The sequence below is a fragment of the Mycetocola spongiae genome (genome assembly GCF_020424085.1).
In the GTDB taxonomy this organism is placed as follows: Bacteria; Actinomycetota; Actinomycetes; order Actinomycetales; family Microbacteriaceae; genus Mycetocola; species Mycetocola spongiae.
This window is the reverse complement of record NZ_CP080203.1, coordinates 1,404,274-1,423,710: the sequence shown is the minus strand read 5'-3', so window position 1 is coordinate 1,423,710 and position 19,437 is coordinate 1,404,274. Positions and strand designations below refer to the sequence as shown.

18 protein-coding genes are annotated in these 19,437 nt (G+C 65.5%); 10 read left to right on the top strand and 8 right to left on the bottom strand.

Features of this window, described 5'->3' with window-relative positions; translation table 11 throughout:
* Window positions 1-5: 5 nt before the first annotated feature.
* Genes KXZ72_RS06505 through KXZ72_RS06495 form a run of 3 tightly spaced genes read right to left on the bottom strand, consistent with a single transcriptional unit; the run spans window position 6 to window position 3,139 of the window.
* The gene (locus KXZ72_RS06505; RefSeq protein WP_226083124.1) at window positions 6-890 is read right to left on the bottom strand and encodes a carbohydrate ABC transporter permease; all 885 of its coding nucleotides are present in this window, start codon (window positions 888-890) and stop codon (window positions 6-8) included.
* Entirely contained in the window at window positions 890-1,816 is a 927-nt protein-coding gene (locus tag KXZ72_RS06500; RefSeq protein WP_226083122.1) for a carbohydrate ABC transporter permease, read from the bottom strand. Before KXZ72_RS06500 ends, KXZ72_RS06505 begins: the two co-directional genes overlap by 1 nt.
* A gap of 21 nt (window positions 1,817-1,837) precedes the next feature.
* The gene (locus KXZ72_RS06495; protein WP_226083121.1) at window positions 1,838-3,139 is read right to left on the bottom strand and encodes an extracellular solute-binding protein; all 1,302 of its coding nucleotides are present in this window, start codon (window positions 3,137-3,139) and stop codon (window positions 1,838-1,840) included.
* A gap of 312 nt (window positions 3,140-3,451) precedes the next feature.
* On the opposite strand from KXZ72_RS06495, the gene KXZ72_RS06490 reads away from it, so the two are divergent.
* Window positions 3,452-4,462, top strand: coding sequence for a LacI family DNA-binding transcriptional regulator (locus KXZ72_RS06490; protein WP_226083120.1), 1,011 nt, complete (start codon window positions 3,452-3,454; stop codon window positions 4,460-4,462).
* 147 nt (window positions 4,463-4,609) lie between these two features.
* The gene (locus tag KXZ72_RS06485) at window positions 4,610-4,753 is read left to right on the top strand and encodes a hypothetical protein (protein ID WP_226083119.1); all 144 of its coding nucleotides are present in this window, start codon (window positions 4,610-4,612) and stop codon (window positions 4,751-4,753) included.
* 30 nt (window positions 4,754-4,783) lie between these two features.
* Here the strand turns inward: KXZ72_RS06485 and KXZ72_RS06480 are convergent, their stop codons facing one another.
* Both KXZ72_RS06480 and KXZ72_RS06475 read right to left on the bottom strand, forming a co-directional pair.
* Complete coding sequence (locus KXZ72_RS06480) at window positions 4,784-5,821, bottom strand: NAD(P)-dependent alcohol dehydrogenase (RefSeq protein WP_226083118.1); 1,038 nt, start codon at window positions 5,819-5,821, stop codon at window positions 4,784-4,786.
* Between the two features lie 306 nt (window positions 5,822-6,127).
* Window positions 6,128-6,376, bottom strand: a complete 249-nt coding sequence (locus tag KXZ72_RS06475; protein WP_226083117.1) for a WhiB family transcriptional regulator — start codon at window positions 6,374-6,376, stop codon at window positions 6,128-6,130.
* A 279-nt stretch (window positions 6,377-6,655) separates the two neighbouring features.
* Here KXZ72_RS06475 and KXZ72_RS06470 point away from each other — a divergent pair, with 279 nt between their 5' ends.
* On the top strand, window positions 6,656-7,054 hold the full coding sequence (locus KXZ72_RS06470) for a hypothetical protein (RefSeq protein ID WP_226083115.1): 399 nt from the start codon (window positions 6,656-6,658) through the stop codon (window positions 7,052-7,054).
* Window positions 7,055-7,114: 60 nt separating this feature from the next.
* On the opposite strand, the gene bcp is transcribed toward KXZ72_RS06470, so the two are convergent.
* The 3 genes from bcp to aroA all read right to left on the bottom strand — a co-directional run bounded on the left by bcp (window position 7,115) and on the right by aroA (window position 10,799).
* Window positions 7,115-7,594 (bottom strand): thioredoxin-dependent thiol peroxidase, encoded by a 480-nt coding sequence (gene bcp, locus KXZ72_RS06465; RefSeq protein WP_226083114.1) that lies wholly within the window; start codon window positions 7,592-7,594, stop codon window positions 7,115-7,117.
* Between the two features lie 740 nt (window positions 7,595-8,334).
* Entirely contained in the window at window positions 8,335-9,399 is a 1,065-nt protein-coding gene (gene rsgA / locus KXZ72_RS06460) for a ribosome small subunit-dependent GTPase A (protein WP_226083113.1), read from the bottom strand.
* Window positions 9,396-10,799 carry a 3-phosphoshikimate 1-carboxyvinyltransferase gene (gene aroA / locus KXZ72_RS06455; protein ID WP_226083111.1) on the bottom strand — a complete coding sequence of 468 codons (1,404 nt, stop codon included), beginning with the start codon at window positions 10,797-10,799 and terminating at the stop codon, window positions 9,396-9,398. Before aroA ends, rsgA begins: the two co-directional genes overlap by 4 nt.
* 146 nt (window positions 10,800-10,945) lie before the next feature.
* On the opposite strand from aroA, the gene KXZ72_RS06450 reads away from it, so the two are divergent.
* From KXZ72_RS06450 to KXZ72_RS06420, 7 genes are all read left to right on the top strand, one after another.
* Complete coding sequence (locus tag KXZ72_RS06450; RefSeq protein ID WP_226083105.1) at window positions 10,946-11,566, top strand: sigma-70 family RNA polymerase sigma factor; 621 nt, start codon at window positions 10,946-10,948, stop codon at window positions 11,564-11,566.
* On the top strand, window positions 11,563-11,808 hold the full coding sequence (locus tag KXZ72_RS06445; protein ID WP_226083103.1) for a zf-HC2 domain-containing protein: 246 nt from the start codon (window positions 11,563-11,565) through the stop codon (window positions 11,806-11,808). The genes KXZ72_RS06450 and KXZ72_RS06445 overlap by 4 nt, the downstream gene beginning before the upstream one ends.
* A gap of 494 nt (window positions 11,809-12,302) precedes the next feature.
* Window positions 12,303-13,523: an ROK family transcriptional regulator gene (locus KXZ72_RS06440; RefSeq protein WP_226083101.1), complete on the top strand. Its 1,221-nt coding sequence runs from the start codon at window positions 12,303-12,305 to the stop codon at window positions 13,521-13,523.
* Window positions 13,524-13,648: 125 nt separating this feature from the next.
* Window positions 13,649-15,139, top strand: a complete 1,491-nt coding sequence (locus KXZ72_RS06435) for a M81 family metallopeptidase (protein WP_226083099.1) — start codon at window positions 13,649-13,651, stop codon at window positions 15,137-15,139.
* A gap of 144 nt (window positions 15,140-15,283) precedes the next feature.
* On the top strand, window positions 15,284-16,036 hold the full coding sequence (locus KXZ72_RS06430; RefSeq protein ID WP_226083098.1) for a copper homeostasis protein CutC: 753 nt from the start codon (window positions 15,284-15,286) through the stop codon (window positions 16,034-16,036).
* Window positions 16,037-16,572: 536 nt separating this feature from the next.
* A complete protein-coding gene (locus KXZ72_RS06425; protein WP_226083096.1) occupies window positions 16,573-18,381 on the top strand; it encodes a peptide ABC transporter substrate-binding protein in 1,809 nt (602 codons plus the stop codon).
* A 45-nt stretch (window positions 18,382-18,426) separates the two neighbouring features.
* Complete coding sequence (locus KXZ72_RS06420) at window positions 18,427-19,413, top strand: ABC transporter permease (protein ID WP_226083095.1); 987 nt, start codon at window positions 18,427-18,429, stop codon at window positions 19,411-19,413.
* Window positions 19,414-19,437: the final 24 nt, after the last annotated feature.

The window sequence follows — 19,437 nt, the reverse complement described above, 5'->3', positions numbered from 1 at the left end:
CCTTTCTATTTTCCGAAGCCGGCGGTGAGGCCGCTGAGCAGCTGGCGGCGACCCACCAGGTACAGGATCAGCAGTGGGATGCTGGAGAGCACCACGCTCGCGAGGATGGCGGGAATATTCACGGTGAACTCGCCCTGGAACGACCACAGCGAGAGCGGCAGGACGCGCGAGGCGGGGCTCTGGGTCAGCACCAGCGGGAACAGGAAGCCGTTCCATACCTGCAGGCCCTGATAGATACCCACCGTGACCAGTGCGGGCTTGGTCAGCGGCAGCGCGAGGCGCCACAGCATCTGCCAATTGGAGCAGCCGTCGAGGCGCATCGATTCAAAAAGCTCCTGCGGCACATTGCGCATGAAGGTATTCAGGATGATGATCGACAGCGGGATGGCAAACGCGATCGAGGGCAGGATCAGCGCGGGCAGGGTGTCATAGAGACCCGCCTTGGAGATCATGAAATAGATCGGCACGATCGTGGCCTGCACGGGAATCGCGAGCCCCAGCAGGAACAGCGTATTGGTGCCCGTGATGAAGCGGCTCTTTCCGCGCACCAGCGCATAGGAGGCCATGAAGGACACCAGCAGGATCGGGAATACCGAGCCCACGGTCACGATCGCGCTATTAATCAGATACCGGAAAAAATCGTTTTCCAGGACCAGCAGATAGTTGTCCAGCGTGGGCTGCGTGGGCGGCAGCATCGGGTTGGTGGAGAAATAATCGGCCTGCGGCTTGAGGCTGGTGATTACCACATAGTAGATGGGGATGATGATGATCGCGAGCCATATCCAGCCGCCGAGCCCGCCCAGAATATTGGGGCGGCCCACGGCGCGGGAGGTATCGGCGTGACCCTCGGTGGCCCTCTTGCGCGAGCGCGCGGTTGCCTGGCTGGTCATTATGCTCCCTCGGTCTGGTTCGCGGCGCGGTCCTTGCCGCCGAGGCGCTGCAGCATGAGTGCGAGCGCAAGCCCGATCACCACAAGAATCACGCCGAGTGCGCTGGCGGCACCCATGTCATTGGCTTTAAAGCCGGTCAGATACATCTGCAGCGGCAGCAGACGGGTGCTATAGCCCGGGCCACCGCCGGTGAGCACAAAGATCAGGTCAAAATAGGTGAGTGATCCCACGACCATCAGCGTCGAGGACGTGATGATCGTATATTTCAGCTGCGGCAGCGTGATGTGGAAGAACTGGGCCACGGTGCCGGCGCCGTCCAGGCGCGCGGCCTCATACATGCTCGCGGGGATCTGTCGCACGGCACCCTGATAGATGAGGGTATGGAACGGGACAAACTGCCAGGCGATCACAAAGATGACCACAAAAAGAACGAGGTCGGGGTTACCCAGCCAGTCCTGGGCGAGGAGCGGAATGCCCAGCCCGGCGCCGAGACCAAAATTGGGGTCCAGGAGGGCCTTAAACGCGATGGCCACGGCGGCCGAGCTGAGCAGTAGCGGGACAAAATAGAGCACGGCGAGCAGGGCCCGATAGCGCTGCTTCCCGGCCACAAACGCGCCAAGAAGGATACTGATCGGGGCCTGCACGACGTAGGAGAACACCATGATTTTGAGCGTTACCACGAGGGCATTTCCGGTGACCGGATCGGTGAGGACGTTGAGCCAGTTCCCCATACCGGCCCAGGTGATGGCGCCGATTCCGTTCCAGTTGGCAAAGCTCAGGGCGAGTACGCCCACGAGCGGGACGATGGCAAAGACGGTGAAGAAGATCAGCGCCGGTGCCGCGAACCACCCCGAGGGGCCCGTATCGCGTACCTTGCGGCGCGTGTCACGGGTCCCGCGGGTGGCGGGCTGTGTTGTTGAAGTCATGGTGTTTTCCCGGTAGGTCGGCTATTTGCCGAGCGTGGCGTTCATGGCGGTGGCAAACTGCTCGGGCGAGATCTGCTTGAGGAAGATCTGGTCGAGGTTTGTCAGCATGGCGTCTCCCTGGGAGGAGGGGAGGGCCTGGTCCCAGGACAGCTGGAAGTGCGGCGCATTGGACGCGAGCTCATAGGTGAAGGTGAGGAAATCGGCGTCGGGGCTCTTCTTGAGCTGGTCCTCGATACCGGTTACCACGGGAACGGCACCCGAGTCGATCAGACCCTGGATATATTCCTTATCAAACATGCCGTCCTTGATATAGGCCAGCGCGGTCTTCTTCTGCTCCGGGGTGGCCTTGCTGGACACCGAGAAGAAGTTGGAGGGGTTACCCACCACGTTGGTGGGGTCGCCCTTACCGCCGGCCACGGAGGGGAACGGCAGGAAGCCGAGCTTATCCTCCTTCATGAAGGCGGGGGCCTCGGTCACAAACGACTGATAGGACCAGGCGCCCTGCATCAGCATCGCTGCCTTACCGGTGTGCAGGAGGGCGCGGTCGGCGCCGCTATCGGCGGCGATCGAGGAGAAGCCGGTGATGAATCCGCCGGCGTCCACCAGCTCCTGGATCTTGGTCAGGGCCTCGATGATTGCGGGGTCGGACCAGGCATCGGGCTTGCCGTCGATGACGGCCTTAAAGACCTCGGGGCCGCCGATGCGGTCGGTGAGGTACTGGAGCCACATCAGGTTCGGCCACTTGGACTGACCGCCGAGGGCAAACGGGGCCACGCCCTGGTCGTTAAAGACCTTCACGAGGTCCATCAGTTCTTCCCAGGTCTTGGGCGGGGTCGCGCCGGCCTTCTCGAAAACGTCCTTATTGTAATAGATCATGACGGGCTGGTTATTGGTATTGGGGACCGCATAGGTCTTTCCGTCTACCTGGCCGGTCGCGAGCACGGAGGGGATATAGCGGTTGGCCACCTCGGGGTTTTCGGCGAGGAAATCGGAGAGGTCCTCGACCTGATCGGCCTCGACATAATCCCGCAGCACTCCACCGCCCCAGCCGTAGATGAACGTGGGGCCCTCGCCGGCGCCGATGGCGGTGCGAACCTTGGTCTTATAGGCGTCGTTGGCGAAGCTATCGGTCTTAATCTGCAGGGTCTCGTTGGCCTTATTCCAGCGCTCAACGGAGGCCTGGATAATGGGCTCGTTGCCGCCGGATACGGTCCACATCGTGGCCGAGCCCGAGGGCGCCGAGTCTCCGCCGCTACATGCGGAGAGGGTGAGGGCGAGGGCGGCCGCCCCGGCCACCAGCATGGGTATGGTACGTCGCTTCATATTTGCTCCATTGCTAGATCCGCGGCTGCTCTGCCGCGGATGAGTGAAACGTGATTCACCGGGGACCCGTGCGGCGGTGGGCCGCGGCGGATTTACCCGGGGGTGAAGGGGGCCTTCCCGGACACCTGCGTCGAAACTATTTCGCAAGTGTTTAGGAAGATTACGGGTACCCTATCCCCGGGATTGCATCCGCGTCAAGCGCCATTTCGGCGCGGTTGCGCCAAAAGATGTTGGCATCCGTCAAAATTCGCGGAATGGCCGCTACACTGGGACACCACTGAAACTATTTCGAACTTTAAGCCGAGGACTGTGATGACGGAAAAACGCGCGACCCTCGCCTTCGTGGCCGCCCAGGCCAACGTGTCCACCGCGACGGTATCCAAGGTTCTGAACGGCCGCGATGATGTGGCCCAGGACACCCGGCGCCGCGTTCAACTCGTTCTGGACCGCGTGGGATACGAGGCCCCGGGCCGGCGCAGGGTTGCGCCGAGCACGGGAAAACTGGTCAATTTTGTCTGCGAAAAACTCTCCAGCGATTATGCGTTGGAGGTGCTGCGCGGCGTGGTGGAATACGGCGCCCAGGCGGGCGTGGAGGTGGTGGTCTCCCAGGAGAGCGCGGCCGGACGCGATCCCGAGGAATGGGCCCAGGGGCTCGCCGATGCCGGGCGCACCGGGCTGGTCCTGATCACCTCGCATATGAATAGCGCCGCGCTGCGTTCCTTCCGCGATCGCTGTATTCCCGTGGTTGTGATCGACCCGCTGAGCCCCATCGACGATGGTTTTGTCAGCGTGGGGGCCACCAATTGGGCGGGCGGACGCGAGGCCGCTGACCATCTGATCGGGCTCGGGCATACCCGGATCGCCTATCTGGGTGGGCCCGAGGCCGCCGAGTGCCACGTGGCCCGCCTGCATGGCTATCTCGCCTCGCTGCGTGCGCATGACATCCCGGTGCGGCCCGAGTATATTCTGCCGGGCACGTTTGAGCAGGAGGCCGGGGTGCGCGGGATGGCCCAGCTGATGGATCTGCCCGAGCCCCCCACCGCAATCTTCGCCTCGGCCGATAGCATCGCCGTGGGGGTATTTGAGGAGGCCGCGCGCCGCGGCATGGTCATCCCGCGTGATATCAGCGTGGTCGGCTTTGACGGCACCGCGCTGGGCACCCGCACCCTCCCGCCGCTGACCACCGTGGCCCAGCCCCTGCGCAATATGGGTGAGACCGCGCTGCGCCTGGTGCTGCGCCAGGCCCAGGACGGCCTGATGGGTTCGCACCGGATGGAGCTGGCCACCACGCTGATCGAGCGCGCCTCGACCCGCGCCCTCTAACCCCGCTCGCGGGATTGCTCCGCCCGGGTGGGGCGCCATTGGGCATCCCCGCCGGGCGGTGCTGAGTGTCTCCTCCCGGTGCGGAAAATTTCCTTGACGCACGCGGAGGCGTCCGCTGGTGCTGGGAAAGGCGGCGGCGAGGCCCCGGTGACCGCCGGGCTCCTGGTGGCCTCGGGTCTCGGCCGGGCGGGATATGCGGGCTCGGCCGTGGTGCTGACCCTCGTGGCGGGGATCACCGCCACCCGGGGTGCCCTGCGCGGGCTGGGCCGGGCCGGCGAGGAGGACGGCTAGCGCCGCCACCCCTCCCGGTCCACGAGCGGGCTAGCGCCCGGGGTACACCATGGTCTTCAGCGAGGATTCCCGCGTGCTGACGCCCAGCGCCTCCTCAACCTCCTCCAGCCCAAAGCGCCCGGTGACCAGGCCGTCCAGGTCCACACGGCCCGCCGCCACCAGTGCGATCGCGAGGGGCCAGGTATTGGTATAGCGGAAGATGCCGGTGACAATGAGTTCGTTATTCTGGATCACCGAGACCGGCAGCGAGATCTCCGGGGCACCCATGCCCACCAGCACCACGCGGCCCGCCGGGCGCACGGCGCGCAGCCCCGCGGTGATGGCCGGGGCCGCGCCGGAGGCATCGATGAAGGCGTCCACCGCGAGGGTCGTGACGTCCTCGGTGCGCGGGTCCAGCGCCCGGGTAGCGCCAAATTTGAGGGCCTGCTCGCGGCGGGCCTCGCTCAGGTCACTGATGATGATCTCCAGCGCACCATAGGCACGCGCGACCTGGGCGATGATCACCCCGATGGGTCCGGCACCGGCGATCAGCACGCGCGAACCAGCGGTGATCTGGGCCTTGCGCGCCGCGGCGATTCCCACCGAGAGCGGCTCCATCAGGGCGGCCGCCTCATCGCTGACCTGCTCGGGGATATCGTGGGCGAAATGGGACTGAATCACCGCAAACTCGGCAAACGCGCCGTCGATCGGCGGGGTCGCATAAAACTCCATCTCCGGGTCGAGGTTATAGTTTCCCTCAAGCGTCTCGCGCGAGGTTGCGCCCGGGCGCTGGGGCTCGATCGAGACCCGGCTGCCGATGCGCGCGGGGTCCACGGCCGAGCCCACGGCGGCGATCACGCCCCCGGCCTCATGGCCCAGGATCATCGGGGCGTCCACGATAAAATCGCCGATTCGCCCCTCGTGGTAATAGTGCACATCGGAGCCGCAGATGCCCACGGCGCCCACGCGCACCAGCACCTGATCGAGGTCGAGCGCCGGGACGGGGCGCTCCTCGAGGATCAGCGAGCGATCGGGCAGGAGCACGCTCGCGCGCATCGTGGCCGGAGGGGTGGGGGAGTCTGTCGTCATTGAAGCGTCCTTGATCGTGACGGTGGAGCGACCCACCGCAATATGTTGTCTAAAACGCGTAATTGCGTTCAGGACTGAAACACTACCCGTAAACGGGCGCGGGCGACAGCCCCGGAAAGGATTTGAGGCCGGATTTTGCGCGCAAAAAACCGTCGGTCCCGCCTTCGCTCATAAACGAGCGGGGGAAAGGCGGGACCGACGGTTAAAACCTCGGTGACGGAAGGCGCGGATGGGGGATGCCGTGGCGGGGAGGCCAGGCGGCGTGACGCGCTCCCGGAGGGGAGGGTGCTGGAGCGGTGGTGCGGGTTAGGAGGCGCGGCGGGCGCGGGCTGCGCGACGCTTCAGGGCGCGACGCTCGTCTTCCGAGAGGCCACCCCAGACGCCGGAGTCCTGACCGGTCTCGAGTGCGTACTGAAGACAGACCTCGGTCACATTACAGCGACCACAGACGGCCTTAGCCTTCTCGATCTGATCGACGGCAGGGCCGGTGTTGCCGACCGGAAAGAAGAGTTCCGGGTCTGCGGTCAGGCAGGCAGCTTTATCGCGCCAATCCATTATTTTGCTCCTTTTTTGTTTACAGTTTCTAACCGGGTAAGGTCGGTTAGGATAGTGATTTCCGAGTCTCAGAGGTCGCGATCAGTTTTTACGCGGATCTGCTCACGACCCTGTGAGCGGCGACTCGGCCTCCAATATGCTCGCATAGTGGCCACCTCAAATCAAGAGTTTTCTAGGGGTTCATCAATGAATTATGGCCAGGACAGAGAGAATTCACACGGGGGTGGATCGGAAGGTGTCGCAAATCGTCCGATACCCGGTCGGAAAGTTGTACTTTATTTGCGCCTGCTCTCCCTGATCCTCGCGGTTGAGGCCCTGGTTATGGTCGGCGCGGTGGTGGTGCTCCTGGTTGACCTGATGACGCAACGCCCCGCCTCGATGAGCTCGGCCGTGGCGCTGACCGTTCTCGTGGGCCTGGGAGCTGCCTGGGTAGTTGCCCTGTTTTTTGCCTCGCTCCGTGCGAAGGTCTGGGTGCGCGGTGGGGCCCTGATCTGGCAGCTGATCCAGTTCGCGATCGCCGTGGGAACCTTCCAGGGGGAGACCGCGCAGCCGCTGATCGGCGTGCTCATTCTGATCCCCACGATCGCCGGCATCCTGATCCTGCTGAGCAAGCCCATCACCGTCGCGCTGCGCCGCGAGGTGCCCGGCGGATATCAGATGGAAAAGGATATTCCCTAACGGCATGGAAAAAGGGGGCGTCACCACAACCGTGGTGACGCCCCCTTTCTCTTGCCCGAATTAGCCGGCGAGGCCCAGCTTCTTGCGCAGCCCGGCAACGTGGCCGGTGGCCTTGACGTTATACCAGGGCAGCGTGACCACGCCGTTTTCGTCCAACACGATTGTGGAGCGAATCACGCCCTGCACGATCTTGCCGTAATTATTCTTTTCGCCATATGCGGCATAGGCGCGGTGCACCGTGAGCTCGGGATCGCTCAGCAGCGGGAACGTGAGGTGCTCGGCCTCCTGAAACTTCTTCAGCTTGGCCGGGGTGTCCTTGGAAATGCCCAGGACCACATAGCCCTCTCCCGTGAGGGAGGAGAGATTATCGCGGAAATCGCAGGCCTCGGTGGTGCAGCCGGGCGTCATCGCCGCGGGGTAGAAGTAGACGATGACCTTCTTGCCGCGGAAATCGGAGAGTGAGACGGGCGAGCCGTCCTGATCGGTGAGCGTAAAATCGGGGGCCGTTTCGCCGACGGTGAGGCGCGCGTTTTCAGTCATGATCCCAGCCTAGCGAGAATCCCGCGCCACCCCACGAAAAGAAACCGCGCGGTTCTCCCGCGGGGCCGGTGGCCTCGCGGATACCGGATCGGCCGACGCCGGGACACCTCGGTGCCCGCTCCCTGATCGCCTCTGCCGTGGGCCGGTTCTTCCGGGGTGCCCTCGCGGAACGCTATGGGGGGCGCCGGATCGTGACCCTCGGCTTGTTCGCCTCGGTCCGCGCGGCGCAACTCATGGGGATCGTGCCCGCGCTGCTACTGTTTTTCCCGCCAATGATCCTATTGGGGCTCGCGCAGGCCAGCGGCTGGGCTCCGCTTATGTCTGGGGCCGCTGCTGATGGCCCCTTCGGTCGGGGGCGTGAGCCTCCTGGTTGGCACGCCGATCCCGGCAGCCTGTGCCGCGGCGGGACTGCTCTCACCCGCGCCCGTGGCCGCGGGCTGGGCCTCCGACACACTCCTCGCAAGCAGCCGGATGCCCCGGCCATCCTGGTCCTGTGTGGCACCGTCCTGACGCCGCTGCAAATGGTCCCCGCCGCACGCACCGGGTTAGCGCTCGCCGCGGGGGAGTCCGGCACCCCCCGGGACCGCGGCGGGAACCGGGGGAATCATCGGCGGCCGAGGCGGTGCCGGGCGGCTGGCTCCCCGGGATCATCGGCGAGGATATCCTCTACCCGGCATTTGCCGGCGGAGGGGTGCTCGCGATCCTGCTTTTGCTCCCCGGCTGGCGGCGCGGGGCGCGGGCTATTCGTCCTTCTTCTGGCTCGCCGGGGCAAAAGTCTTCAGCAGGCGCTGCAGCGAGTCAAGGCGGGCGAGGCCGGAATCGCCCAGCGCGCCCGAGTGTGCCGCCGCGATGATCGCACAATCGCCGGCATCCTCCTGATGGGTACACCCGCGCGGACAGGTCGCCGCGATATCCGCAAAATCCCCAAAGGCCCGCAGAATATTCTCGGTGTTGATATGGCCGAGGCCAAAGGAGCGCACCCCCGGCGTATCCACGACCCACGCATTGCCCTCGGGCTGCGTGATCCGATACGACACCGTGGAGGAGGACGTATGGCGTCCGCGGCCGGTCACCGCGTTCACATGCCCCGTGGCGCGCTGGGCGGAGGGTACAAGGGCGTTTACGAGCGTGGACTTGCCCACACCCGAGTGGCCCACAAAGACCGTCTCATGCCCCACCAGGGCCTCGCGGATCTCCGCGAGCGGCATATCATCGCTGCCACTCGTGAAGACCTGAAGATCCAGGCCCACAAAATTGGCAAGGAACTCGCTCGGATCGGCCAGATCGGTCTTGGTCATCACCAGCATCGGGGTGACACCCGCATCAAATGCGGCGATCAGATAGCGGTCCACGAGCCGGGCGCGCGGCTCGGGATTGGCCGCGGCCACCACGATCAGCATCCGGTCGGCATTGGCCACGATGATCCGCTCCACCTCATCGGTATCATCTGCGCTGCGGCGCAGCAGCGTGGTGCGCGGCTGAATGCGCACGATGCGCGCGAGCGAGCCGGCGTCCCCGGAGAGATCACCCACCAGATCCACGCGGTCGCCCGTGACCACCGCCTGTTTGCGCAGCTCGGAGGCGCGCGTCGCGGTGATCGTGCGCTCGCGCTTGGTGTCCTCGTCGATCATGACCGCATAGCGGCCCCGATCCACCGAGAGCACGCGCCCACCCTCGGCATCCTCATGCTTGGGACGGGTCTTGGTGCGCGGGCGATTGGCCTTGGGATTGGGGCGGGTACGAATCCGGGACTCGTCAAAATAGTCCTCGTCCTCGTCCCCGCTTACCTCATCCCACCACGTCACAGGCTGCTCCCGAGGGTGAACCCCGTGGCGGCGGGGGCACCGCCGCCCGCGAGCATGCGGTGCCACATCTCGGGGAAGAGCGGCATGGTCTTCGCGGTGGTGGCGACGTTTTCGATCTCCACCCCCGGAACCCGCAGGCCGATGATCGCGCCCGCGGTGGCCATCCGGTGGTCGTGATAGCTGAGCCACTGGCCGCCGTGCAGGGGCTGCGGGGTGATGCGCAGGCCGTCCTCAAGCTCCTCAACCCGGCCGCCGAGCTTCTCGATCTCGGTGCGCAGGGCCGCGAGGCGGTCGGTCTCGTGATGGCGAATATGCCCGATACCGGTGAGGGTGGTGGGGGTTTCGGCGAGGGCCGCGAGGGCCGCGAGCGGGGGCGCGAGCTCCCCGCCGATGGTCAGGTCGATATCGGCACCCGTGATGGTTCCGGTGCCGCGCACCGTGAGTACGCCATCCTCCAGGCTCACCTCGGCGCCAAAGAGCGGAAGCAGTTCGGCCAGGTGCGCGCCCACCTGCGTGGTCTGGCTGGGCCATCCCGGGATGCTCACGCGGCCCCCCGTGGCCACGGCGGCCACGAGGAACGGTGCCGCATTGGAGAGGTCGGGCTCAATATCCACATCCGCGGCCCGGATCTCCTGCGGGGTCACGATCCAGTGACCGGGCTCGGGATTCTCCACCGTGACACCGTGCTGGGCGAGCACATCGATGGTCATATCGATATGCGGGATGCTCGGCAGGCGCTCGCCGGTATGGCGCAGATCCAGGCCCTCGTTAAAGCGCGCGGCCGAGAGCAGCAGGCCCGAGACAAACTGGCTCGACGCCGAGGCATCCACGGCCACCTCGCCGCCGCGGACGGAGCCCGTGCCGTGCACCGTGAAGGGCAGGGCGGCCCGGCCGTCGTCGTTAATATCCACGCCGAGGGTGCGCAGCGAGGCGATGATCGTGCCCATCGGGCGGCCGCGGGCGGCGCTATCGGCATCGATCATGGTGGGGCCCAGCGCGAGCGCCGCCACGGGAGGCAGGAAGCGCATCACGGTTCCGGCGAGGGCGCAGTCCACGGTGGTGGAGCCCATGAGCTCCTCCGCGGGAGTGATCCGCAGATCGGGTCCAAACGCCCCGGAACCGGCCGCGGGCACCTCCTCGATCCGGGTGCCCAGTGCGCGCAGCCCGGCGACCATGGCATCGCTGTCCATCGAGTGCAGCGGCGCGCGCAGCAGCGTGGGGCCATCGGCCAGCGCCGCAATAATCAGCTCCCGATTGGTGAGCGATTTGGAGCCGGGGAGCGGCACAATCGCGTCGATCGGGGCCTCGGCCGTGGGCGCGGGCCAGTCGCCGCCGTCCTCGCTGGGACGGTGGCGCGCGTAAATATCGAACTCAGGTGCGGAATATCGTGACTCAAGCATTGGTTATACAGTAACGGGACTTCGACAGAGATGGAGAAACGGTGTCGATACAGATAATTGAGGACACGACGTTTGACGACGTTGTGCGGGGCCTCGGCGACCCCGATCCGGGTATCGATTCCGGTTTCGACGTAGACTTAGCCCCGATGTCAGAAGAAGAAGCCACCGCCGCCTCGGCGCCCGCGCTCAACCCGCAGGCGCTCTTTGAGGAGCAGGCGCTACCCTTTATTGATCAGCTCTATGGAGCGGCGATGCGGATGACCAAAAATCCGCCCGACGCCCAGGACCTCGTGCAGGAGACCTTCGTGAAGGCCTATGCGGCGTTTGGGCAGTTCCGGCAGGGGACCAACCTCAAGGCCTGGCTCTATCGCATCCTGACCAATACCTATATCAACCAGTACCGCAAGAAGCAGCGTGAGCCCTATCAGGGCACAATCGATGATCTTGAGGACTGGCAGCTGGGTGGCGCCGAGTCCACCACCGCGCGCGCATCGCGCTCCGCCGAGGCCGAGGCCATCGACCGGATGCCCGATAGCGCCGTGAAGAACGCCCTGCAGTCCATCCCCGAAGACTTCCGCCTCGCGGTGTACTTCGCGGATGTGGAGGGGTTCGCCTATCAGGAAATCGCCGACATCATGAAAACCCCGGTGGGTACCGTGATGAGTCGGCTGCACCGCGGGCGTCGCCTCCTACGCGACCTGCTCGCCGATTATGCAATTGAACGCGGAATCAACACCGATCCCGCCGAGGCAAGGAGCGCCCAATGAGTGACTGCGGTTGCGAACAGGCCAAACGTAATTTGGAAGAGTATCTGCGCGATGAGGTCTGCAAGACCAACGCCGCGGATATCCGTCAGCACCTCGAGACCTGCACCGAGTGCCAGGACGAGGCCCATCTCGCGCGCACGCTCACCGAGGTGGTGCAGCGCGCCTGCCGCGAGCAGGCCCCCGAGGTTCTGCGCGATCAGGTGCTCTCGCGCCTGCGCAGCATCCAGGCGGAGCACGCCTAGCGGCCGAGTACCGAGCCCCCGCTGCGGCGTGGGTTCGGGGATATGGCGCGCGTAGCGCGCCCAATATGGCGAGCGTTTTGAGGTGCCGTGTCCGGTGTTTTCCGGACGTACTCGGGTGACTCCCGCCTGCGCGGGAACGCGCGGTGTTGCCCGGAGTTACACGCACCCGGGCGCGCAAGCCGATGGTCCCGGCCGGGCCCCGGGAACGGCGCGCGCCGCTCGCCGGGTTCCGCCGTGCCGGGTTCCGCCGTGCCGCGGCGGAAAGGCCCGCGGACACGCCCGTGATCCGGCCGGGAATCCGGCGCGATATATCGGTGCGGGACCCCGCGGGGCCTCAGGCAATGCGGGATGCCGGAATTGCCTAAAACGAGCCGCGGGCACCCGGGGCGACACCCACCGTCATAGTATGCGGGCTTCCTCCAATTACGAACTAAGTGGGGTAGGGTCGGAGCACAACACCGCCCTCACCATCGCTCATTTTTCTGGAGAACCCCGTGAATGCTTCCGCGTCCCGTCTGCCCGATACCCCCATCACCGGGCTCGGGCAGGGGGCCTGGAGTGCCGGCGCGCTCTTCCAGCTGGTGCGCACCGAACGCGCCGGATCGCGGGCCGAGCTGGCCCGAATCTCCGGGCTCTCCGCCTCGACCGTGGCGATGCGCGTGGAGGAACTCATCGACGCGGGCTACCTCGAGGAGACCGGCAAGGGGGAGTCCACGGGGGGCCGCAAGCCGCGTGCGCTGGCGCTGAAGGCGAGCCGGCACGTGGTGGTGGGCATCGACCTCGGCGAGCATCACGCCTCGCTCGGGGTGCTTGACCGCCGCGGGGAAATCATCGCCGATTCCCTCGAAACCGTCTCGCTCGCCGATGGCCCCGAGGCCGTGGTGACCCAGCTCGTGGAGCGCAGCCGCGCGCTGGTGGCCGCCCACGGCGAGGGCACGCTGGAGCTGACCGGTATCGCGATGGGCCTGCCCGGACCCGTGGATACCCGCACCGGCAAGCTCGTGGCCCCCACGCGGATGCCGGGCTGGAACGGCGTGGCCGTGCGCGAACTCCTGGAAAAAATCTCCGGGCTGCCCGCGCGCGTGGATAACGACGCCAATATCATGGCGCTCGGCGAGTTTGTCCATCGCGGGCAGGACATCGACAACCTGGTTTTTGTGAAGGCCGGCACGGGAATCGGTTGTGGCATCATCGCCTCCGGCGCGCTCTATCGCGGCTTCCGCGGGGTGGCCGGGGATATCAGCCATGTCACGCTCGCGGATGCCGATCCGGTGCCCTGCTCCTGCGGTCGCCTCGGCTGCCTCGACGTGATCGCAAGCGGCTCGGCCATCCTCGATAAGCTGCGCGAGCAGGGCGTGGAGCTGGAGAGCATGAACGACCTGATCAGTGTGGCGCGCGATGCGCACCCGCTGGCCACCCGCTATCTGCGTGATGCCGGGCGGCGCACGGGCGAGGTGCTGGCCACCATCGTGAACTTCTTTAACCCGCAGATGCTGGTGCTGGGCGGCAAGCTCTCGCAGTCCGAGGCCTTTGTCGCGGGGGTGCGCCAGGCGATCTATACCCAGTGTCTCCCGATGGCCACCGATTTTCTCGACGTCACGGTGAGCGAGGTGGGCTGGCTCGGTGGGGTCACCGGAATCGGCTGGTCGCTGCTGCAGGAGATCCTGGATCCCGCGCGCATCGATGAGGATCTGCGCTCGCGCGCCCGGGCCTGACCCAGTTTTTTCGAGTAGGGCCAAACTTACTTCGATTTTCGATCAAATATTACAGACATGTTACGTTTTGCCGTTTTGGGCCCGTTTCTGTTGTATCCACGCGGCGCGGCCCCAATGCTGGAGGTATGACTACCAAAACCGCGCGCAAGCCGCGCATCGCCATTGCCGGTTTTGCCATCGAGTCGAGCACGTTCTCGCCGCATCGCGCCGGGTTCCGGGACTTTCCCATCGTCGACGGCGACGCCCTCGTTAGCCGCTATGCCGTGATCGCCCCCGGCACACCCCTGCGCGACGCCGCGCACTGGCTGCCCGTGCTCGGCGCGCGCGCCATCCCCGGCGGTCCCGTGCTCGCCGAGGTCTACGCGGATATCCGCGGGCGCATCCTCGACGGCCTGTCCGCCCTGCTGGCCGAGGGTCCGCTGGACGGCGTCTTCCTTGATATCCACGGCGCCATGAGCGTGGACGGAATGGACGATGCCGAGGGCGAGTTCGTCTCGGCCGTGCGCGCCCTGGTGGGCCCCGATACCGTGATCTCCGCCTCGATGGACCTGCACGGAAACGTCACCAGGCCGCTCCTGGAGTCCGTGGACCTGATCACGTGTTTCCGGCTCGCGCCGCATGAGGACGCCTGGGAGACCCGCGATCGCGCGATCGTGAACCTCGTGGACTGCCTGCGCCGCGGCACCTCGCCGCTTAAGGCCTGGGTGCGCGTGCCGATCCTGCTCCCGGGTGAGAAGACCAGCACCCGGGTGGAGCCCGCGAAGGGGCTCTATGAGCGCATCCCCGCGGTTGAGGCCGATCCCAGCGTGGTGGACGCCGCGATCTGGGTGGGTTATGCCTGGGCCGATGAGCCGCGCTGTAATGCCACCGTGGTGGTCACCGGCTATGACGAGGAAATAATCGCCGCGCATGCCGAGAGCCTCGCCCGCGCCTTCTGGGACGTGCGCGAGGAATTCGAATTTGTGGGTCCCCCCGGCACCCTGGAGGAGGCCGTGCAGCGGGCACTCGCGAGCGAGACCACCCCGTATCTGATCAGCGACTCGGGGGATAACCCGGGCGCGGGCGGCACCGGGGACGTGACCTGGACGCTCGCCCACCTGCTGGATACCCCCGAGCTCACCGGCGAGGATTCCCCCACCACGTTTATCGCATCGATCTTTGATGCCCCCGCGATCGAGATCCTGGCCGGCCATGAGATCGGCGATGCCGTGAGCGTGGACGCCGGGGCCCGCGTGGACTCCGGCCCGCACGGCCCCGCCCATATCGAGGGCATCCTGGAGAACTTCACCGCGGGGGACCCCGCCGGGGGCCGCATCGCCGTGATCCGGGTGGGTGGCCTGCGTGTCATCGTGACCGAGTTCCGCAAGGCATATCACGATGTTGCCGATTTCCTGGCGCTTGGCCTGGATCCCGAGGCCGCGGATATCATCGTGACCAAGATCGGCTATCTGGAGCCCACGCTATATGACGTGCAGCGCGGCTGGACGCTTGCGCTCACCCCGGGCGGCGTGGACCAGAACCTGGAGCGCCTGGGCCACCACCGCATCGATCGCCCGATGTTCCCGTTTGACGGCTTTGATAGCGAGCCCGCGCTCGACGCGGTCATCCTGCCCTAATGCAGGGATAAACGGGGCCGGGGCGCGATCGCGGCCCGGCCCCGTTCTCCGTACCGGGGCGGCGCGCGCCACCCCCGCGCGAACCCGGTAGCGTGATATTCATCACCCACCCGAAACGGCCCCGGCCAAGAGGAAGAGCCCATCATGACCCAAAACACCGCCGCCCCCGTCACGCTGGAGCTTGCCATCGGCGATCCCCGCGGTGCCCGCATCGCCGCCGATCTGGGCATCGACCGGGTTGAGCTGTGTGTGGCGCTGGAGGTGGGGGGACTCTCTCCCTCGGACGGCCTGGTGGAGAGCGTGCTCGCGGTGGCCGCCGAGGCCCCGCGCCCGCTCGAGGTGCATCCGCTGGTGCGCATGCGCGCCGGCGGCTTTGACTATACCGACGAGGAGATCAACGTGATGGTGGCCGAGGTGGCCTCCTATGCGCGGCGCGGCGTGGACGGGGTGGTGATCGGGGCCCTGAAGAACGGCGCGCTGGATACCACTGCCATCGCGCGCCTGGTCGACGCGGCCGCGGGAATCCATGTGACCCTGCACCGCGCATTTGACTATCTGGACGACCGGCTCGCGGCGCTGGATGTGCTGCGGGAGGCCGGTATCGGTCGCGTCCTCACCTCGGGTGGGGCCAATACCGTGGGCGAGGGGCGCGAGCAGCTGCGCATCCTCGCCGAGAACGCGGGCGATATCACGATCATGGCCGGCGGCGGGCTGCGCCCCGAAAATGCCGTGGAGATCCGCGAGACCGGGGTGGGTGCGCTGCATTTTTCGGCCCGCACCTCGCGCGCCGCGGAGGCCGGAGCCTCGCTGGGTTCGGCCGCCGAAAACGGCCCCGGCCTGATCTGGGAGACCAACCGCGAGCTGGCCACGCGCTTCGTGGGCTTGCTCCGCCCGTAGCCTCGTAGCCCCGATAGCCGCCCGCCGCTGCCCGTGCAGCGGCGGGCGGTATTTTTTATGCCCGGCGGGTTCCCGGGGTGATTTCCCCGCATATACGCGGCCAGAAGTCTCTCTTGCGGCCGGTCGGCCGGGGAGCATCGGGGGAACCCGGGATACGTAACCGGATAATCGAACGCCGCGTCCACGCCGCAACCGGGTTCCGCGGCCGGGCACACCGAGGGGCTATCCGCGAGAGGGGCGTTAGGGAAACCGGCGGCGGTCGCGAATCGCGGCCAGGCCGCACCACGGCAAAGCGCGGGTGGCACCGAGCCCTATCGACGCCCCCGTATTTCCCCGCGGGGTGCGTCCCGCAGCGGGCATGTGCTCTCCGCGGGGCGGCGGCCGCACCCGCGAATTATTCCGCGCACCCCGCGTGTTGTTACCGGACCGTAACACGCCCGACTTCTCCGCGCGGTTTTTTCGTGGCATTGTGTACTTATCCCATTAATCGAAGTAACTTAGTGGAATTGATCACATTGTCAAAACAAGGAGGTTTGATGCGTACTGTAACGACGCGCAGCTGGCTGGCAACGGCCGCCGCTCTGACCGCGGCCGCGCTTGTGCTTACCGGCTGTGGCTCGGCCGATAACGCTGGCGGTAACGGTGGTGAGTCCAAGGACTCCGTGAGCTACGCGCTCCCGGCGGGAACCGGCCCCAACTGGCTGCTCCCGATGTCCCCGCCCGATAAGATGGCCACGCATAATAAGGCCCTGAAGTCCACCATGTGGGTTCCCCTCTTCGAGTTCGACGGCACCTCCGGGGTCATGGAGTGGGATAAGAAGGCATCCGCAACCGAGAGCTATAAGTTCTCCGAGGACGGCCAGTCCGTCCAGATCACCCTCGCCGACCTGGACTGGTCCGACGGAACCCCGGTCACGAGCCGCGACGTCGAGTTCTGGTACAACCTGGCGCGCTATAACAACACCAAGATCGGTGGCTACTCCGCGGGCAATATGCCCGATAACATCACCGCGTTTGAGATCAACGACGAGAAGAACTTCACCCTCACGTTCGATAAGGTCTATAACCAAGACTTCCTCCTCGCCAACCAGCTGACCCTCATCTACCCGATGCCTCAGCACGTGTGGGATAAGACCTCCGCCGATGAAAAGATCGGCGATTACGACCGCGATGAAGCGGGCGCACAGAAGGTCCTCGACTACCTCTTCTCCGAGGCCGAGGACATGTCCACCTATGCCAGCAACCCGCTGTGGAAGACCGTCTCCGGTCCCTATACCGTGGCCAAGTGGAGCGACGCCGGACAGGTGGAGCTCGCCGCCAACGAGAAGTACACCGGAACCGATAAGCCCAGCATCAAGAACGTCACGTTCATGCCCTTCACCTCGGCCGATGCCGAGATGAACGTCGTGCGCGCCGGCGATGTGGACTACGGCTATATCACGAGCGCCCAGCTCGACTCGAAGAAGCAGTTTGAGGACCTCGGCTACCGCGTGGACCCCTGGACCGGCTGGTCGATCACCTATATGCCCTATAACTTCGCCAACCCCGTGATGGGCCCGGTGTATAAGCAGCTCTACGTGCGTCAGGCACTGCAGCACGCTATCGACCAGGAGTCGATCTCCGAGGTCATCTGGAAGGGTGCCGCGAAGCCGGGCTATGGCCCGATCCCGCAGGAGCCGGCCACCGACTACCTCTCCGATGAGCAGAAGAATAACCCCTACCCCTTTGATACCAAGGTCTCGGAAAAGCTCTTCACCGATAACGGCTGGGCCAAGAACTCCGCCGGTGTCCTCACCTGTGAAAACGCCGGTACCGGCGCCGGTCAGTGTGGCGAGGGAATCCCCGCCGGCCAGGAAATGAACATCGTGGTCACCACCCAGAACGGCTCGCAGGAGACCGATAACATGATGGCCGAAATCCAGTCCTCGCTGCAGAAGATCGGCGTGAAGATGACGATTGACGCCGTGCCGCTGGACTCGGTTCTCACCGAGGCCCAGTCCTGCAAGACCGGCGGCGAGTGCAAGTGGGAGCTGGTGTTCTTCGGAACCGCCGGTAGCTGGTATTTCTCCGCCTACCCCAACGGTGAGCGCATCTTTGCCAAGGACACCAAGTGGAACGCCGGACAGTACGATAACCCGGCCGCCGAGGAGCTCATCACCGCGCTGACCTTCTCCACCGATAAGGACATCGCCAAGAAGTACTCGGCCCTGCTCGCCGAGGACCTCCCCGTGATGTGGATGCCGAACCCGGTTTACCAGGTCTCGGTCATCAAGAACGGTCTCGACCTGGGCGGTTCCCAGGACCCGGGTGCCTCGTTCTACCCGCAGCGCTGGTCCTGGAAGTAATTTCCGGGTCCTAATATCCACCACTAAATAAGCAGAGGGAACACCGTGAGCAAGATCAAAAAACCGAGAGGGTCGATCGGGACCTTCCTGGCCCGGCGTCTATTCCAGGCCGCGATAGTCATCCTGATCGTCACGCTCATCGTGTTTGCCCTGCTGCACCTCGCCCTACCCAACGGTCCCGCACTCGGGATCCTCGGAATGCAGGCAACCCAGGAGCAGATCGAGGCCTTCAACCAAAAGAACGGCTTCGATCTGCCCCTGTGGCAGCAATATCTGAACTTCCTCGCGCAGCTGCTGCGCGGCGACCTCGGGACCTCGTTCACCCTGAACCGGCCGGTATCCTCGGCCATCGGTCAGCGCCTCCCGAAGACCATGGTGCTGGCTCTGCTGTCGATGCTGGTGGCCCTCGCCGTGGCCCTGCCCATGGGAATCTTCCAGGCCACCCGCCGCGGCAAGGGCGCCGATGTGGCCCTCACCGCGTGGAATTTTGTGATCTACTCCACGCCCTCCTTCTTCCTGGGACTGATCCTCGTGATCGTCTTTGGCCAGTGGCTGCGCTGGTTCCCCTCGCAGGCGCCGCAGGGCGCCACCGTGGGCGAGGTGCTCTCCCAGCCCGCGGGCCTGATCCTGCCGATCCTCACGATGTCGCTCGGTATCATCGCGACCTTCTCGCGCTATATGCGCTCCGCCACGATCGATAACCTCTCCGAGGACTATGTGCGCACCGCGCGGGCCAAGGGCACGTCCTATCGCCGCGTGGTCACCGAGCACGTGGTGCGCAACTCCCTGACCCCCGTCATCGCGATGTTCGGCTACTACCTGCCCGTGATGTTTGGTGGCATGATCGTGGTCGAATCGCTGTTCAACTACCCCGGAATGGGCCTGCTGTTCTGGAGCGCCGCCCAGACCTCGGACTATCCGATCCTGCTCGGTTGTGTGCTGATCATCGCGATCGCCACGGTTATTGGATCGCTGCTGGCCGACCTGATTCAGGCCCTGCTGGATCCGCGTACCCGGGGGGAGCTGTCCTAATGACCCGTGTATTCCCCCAGTTCA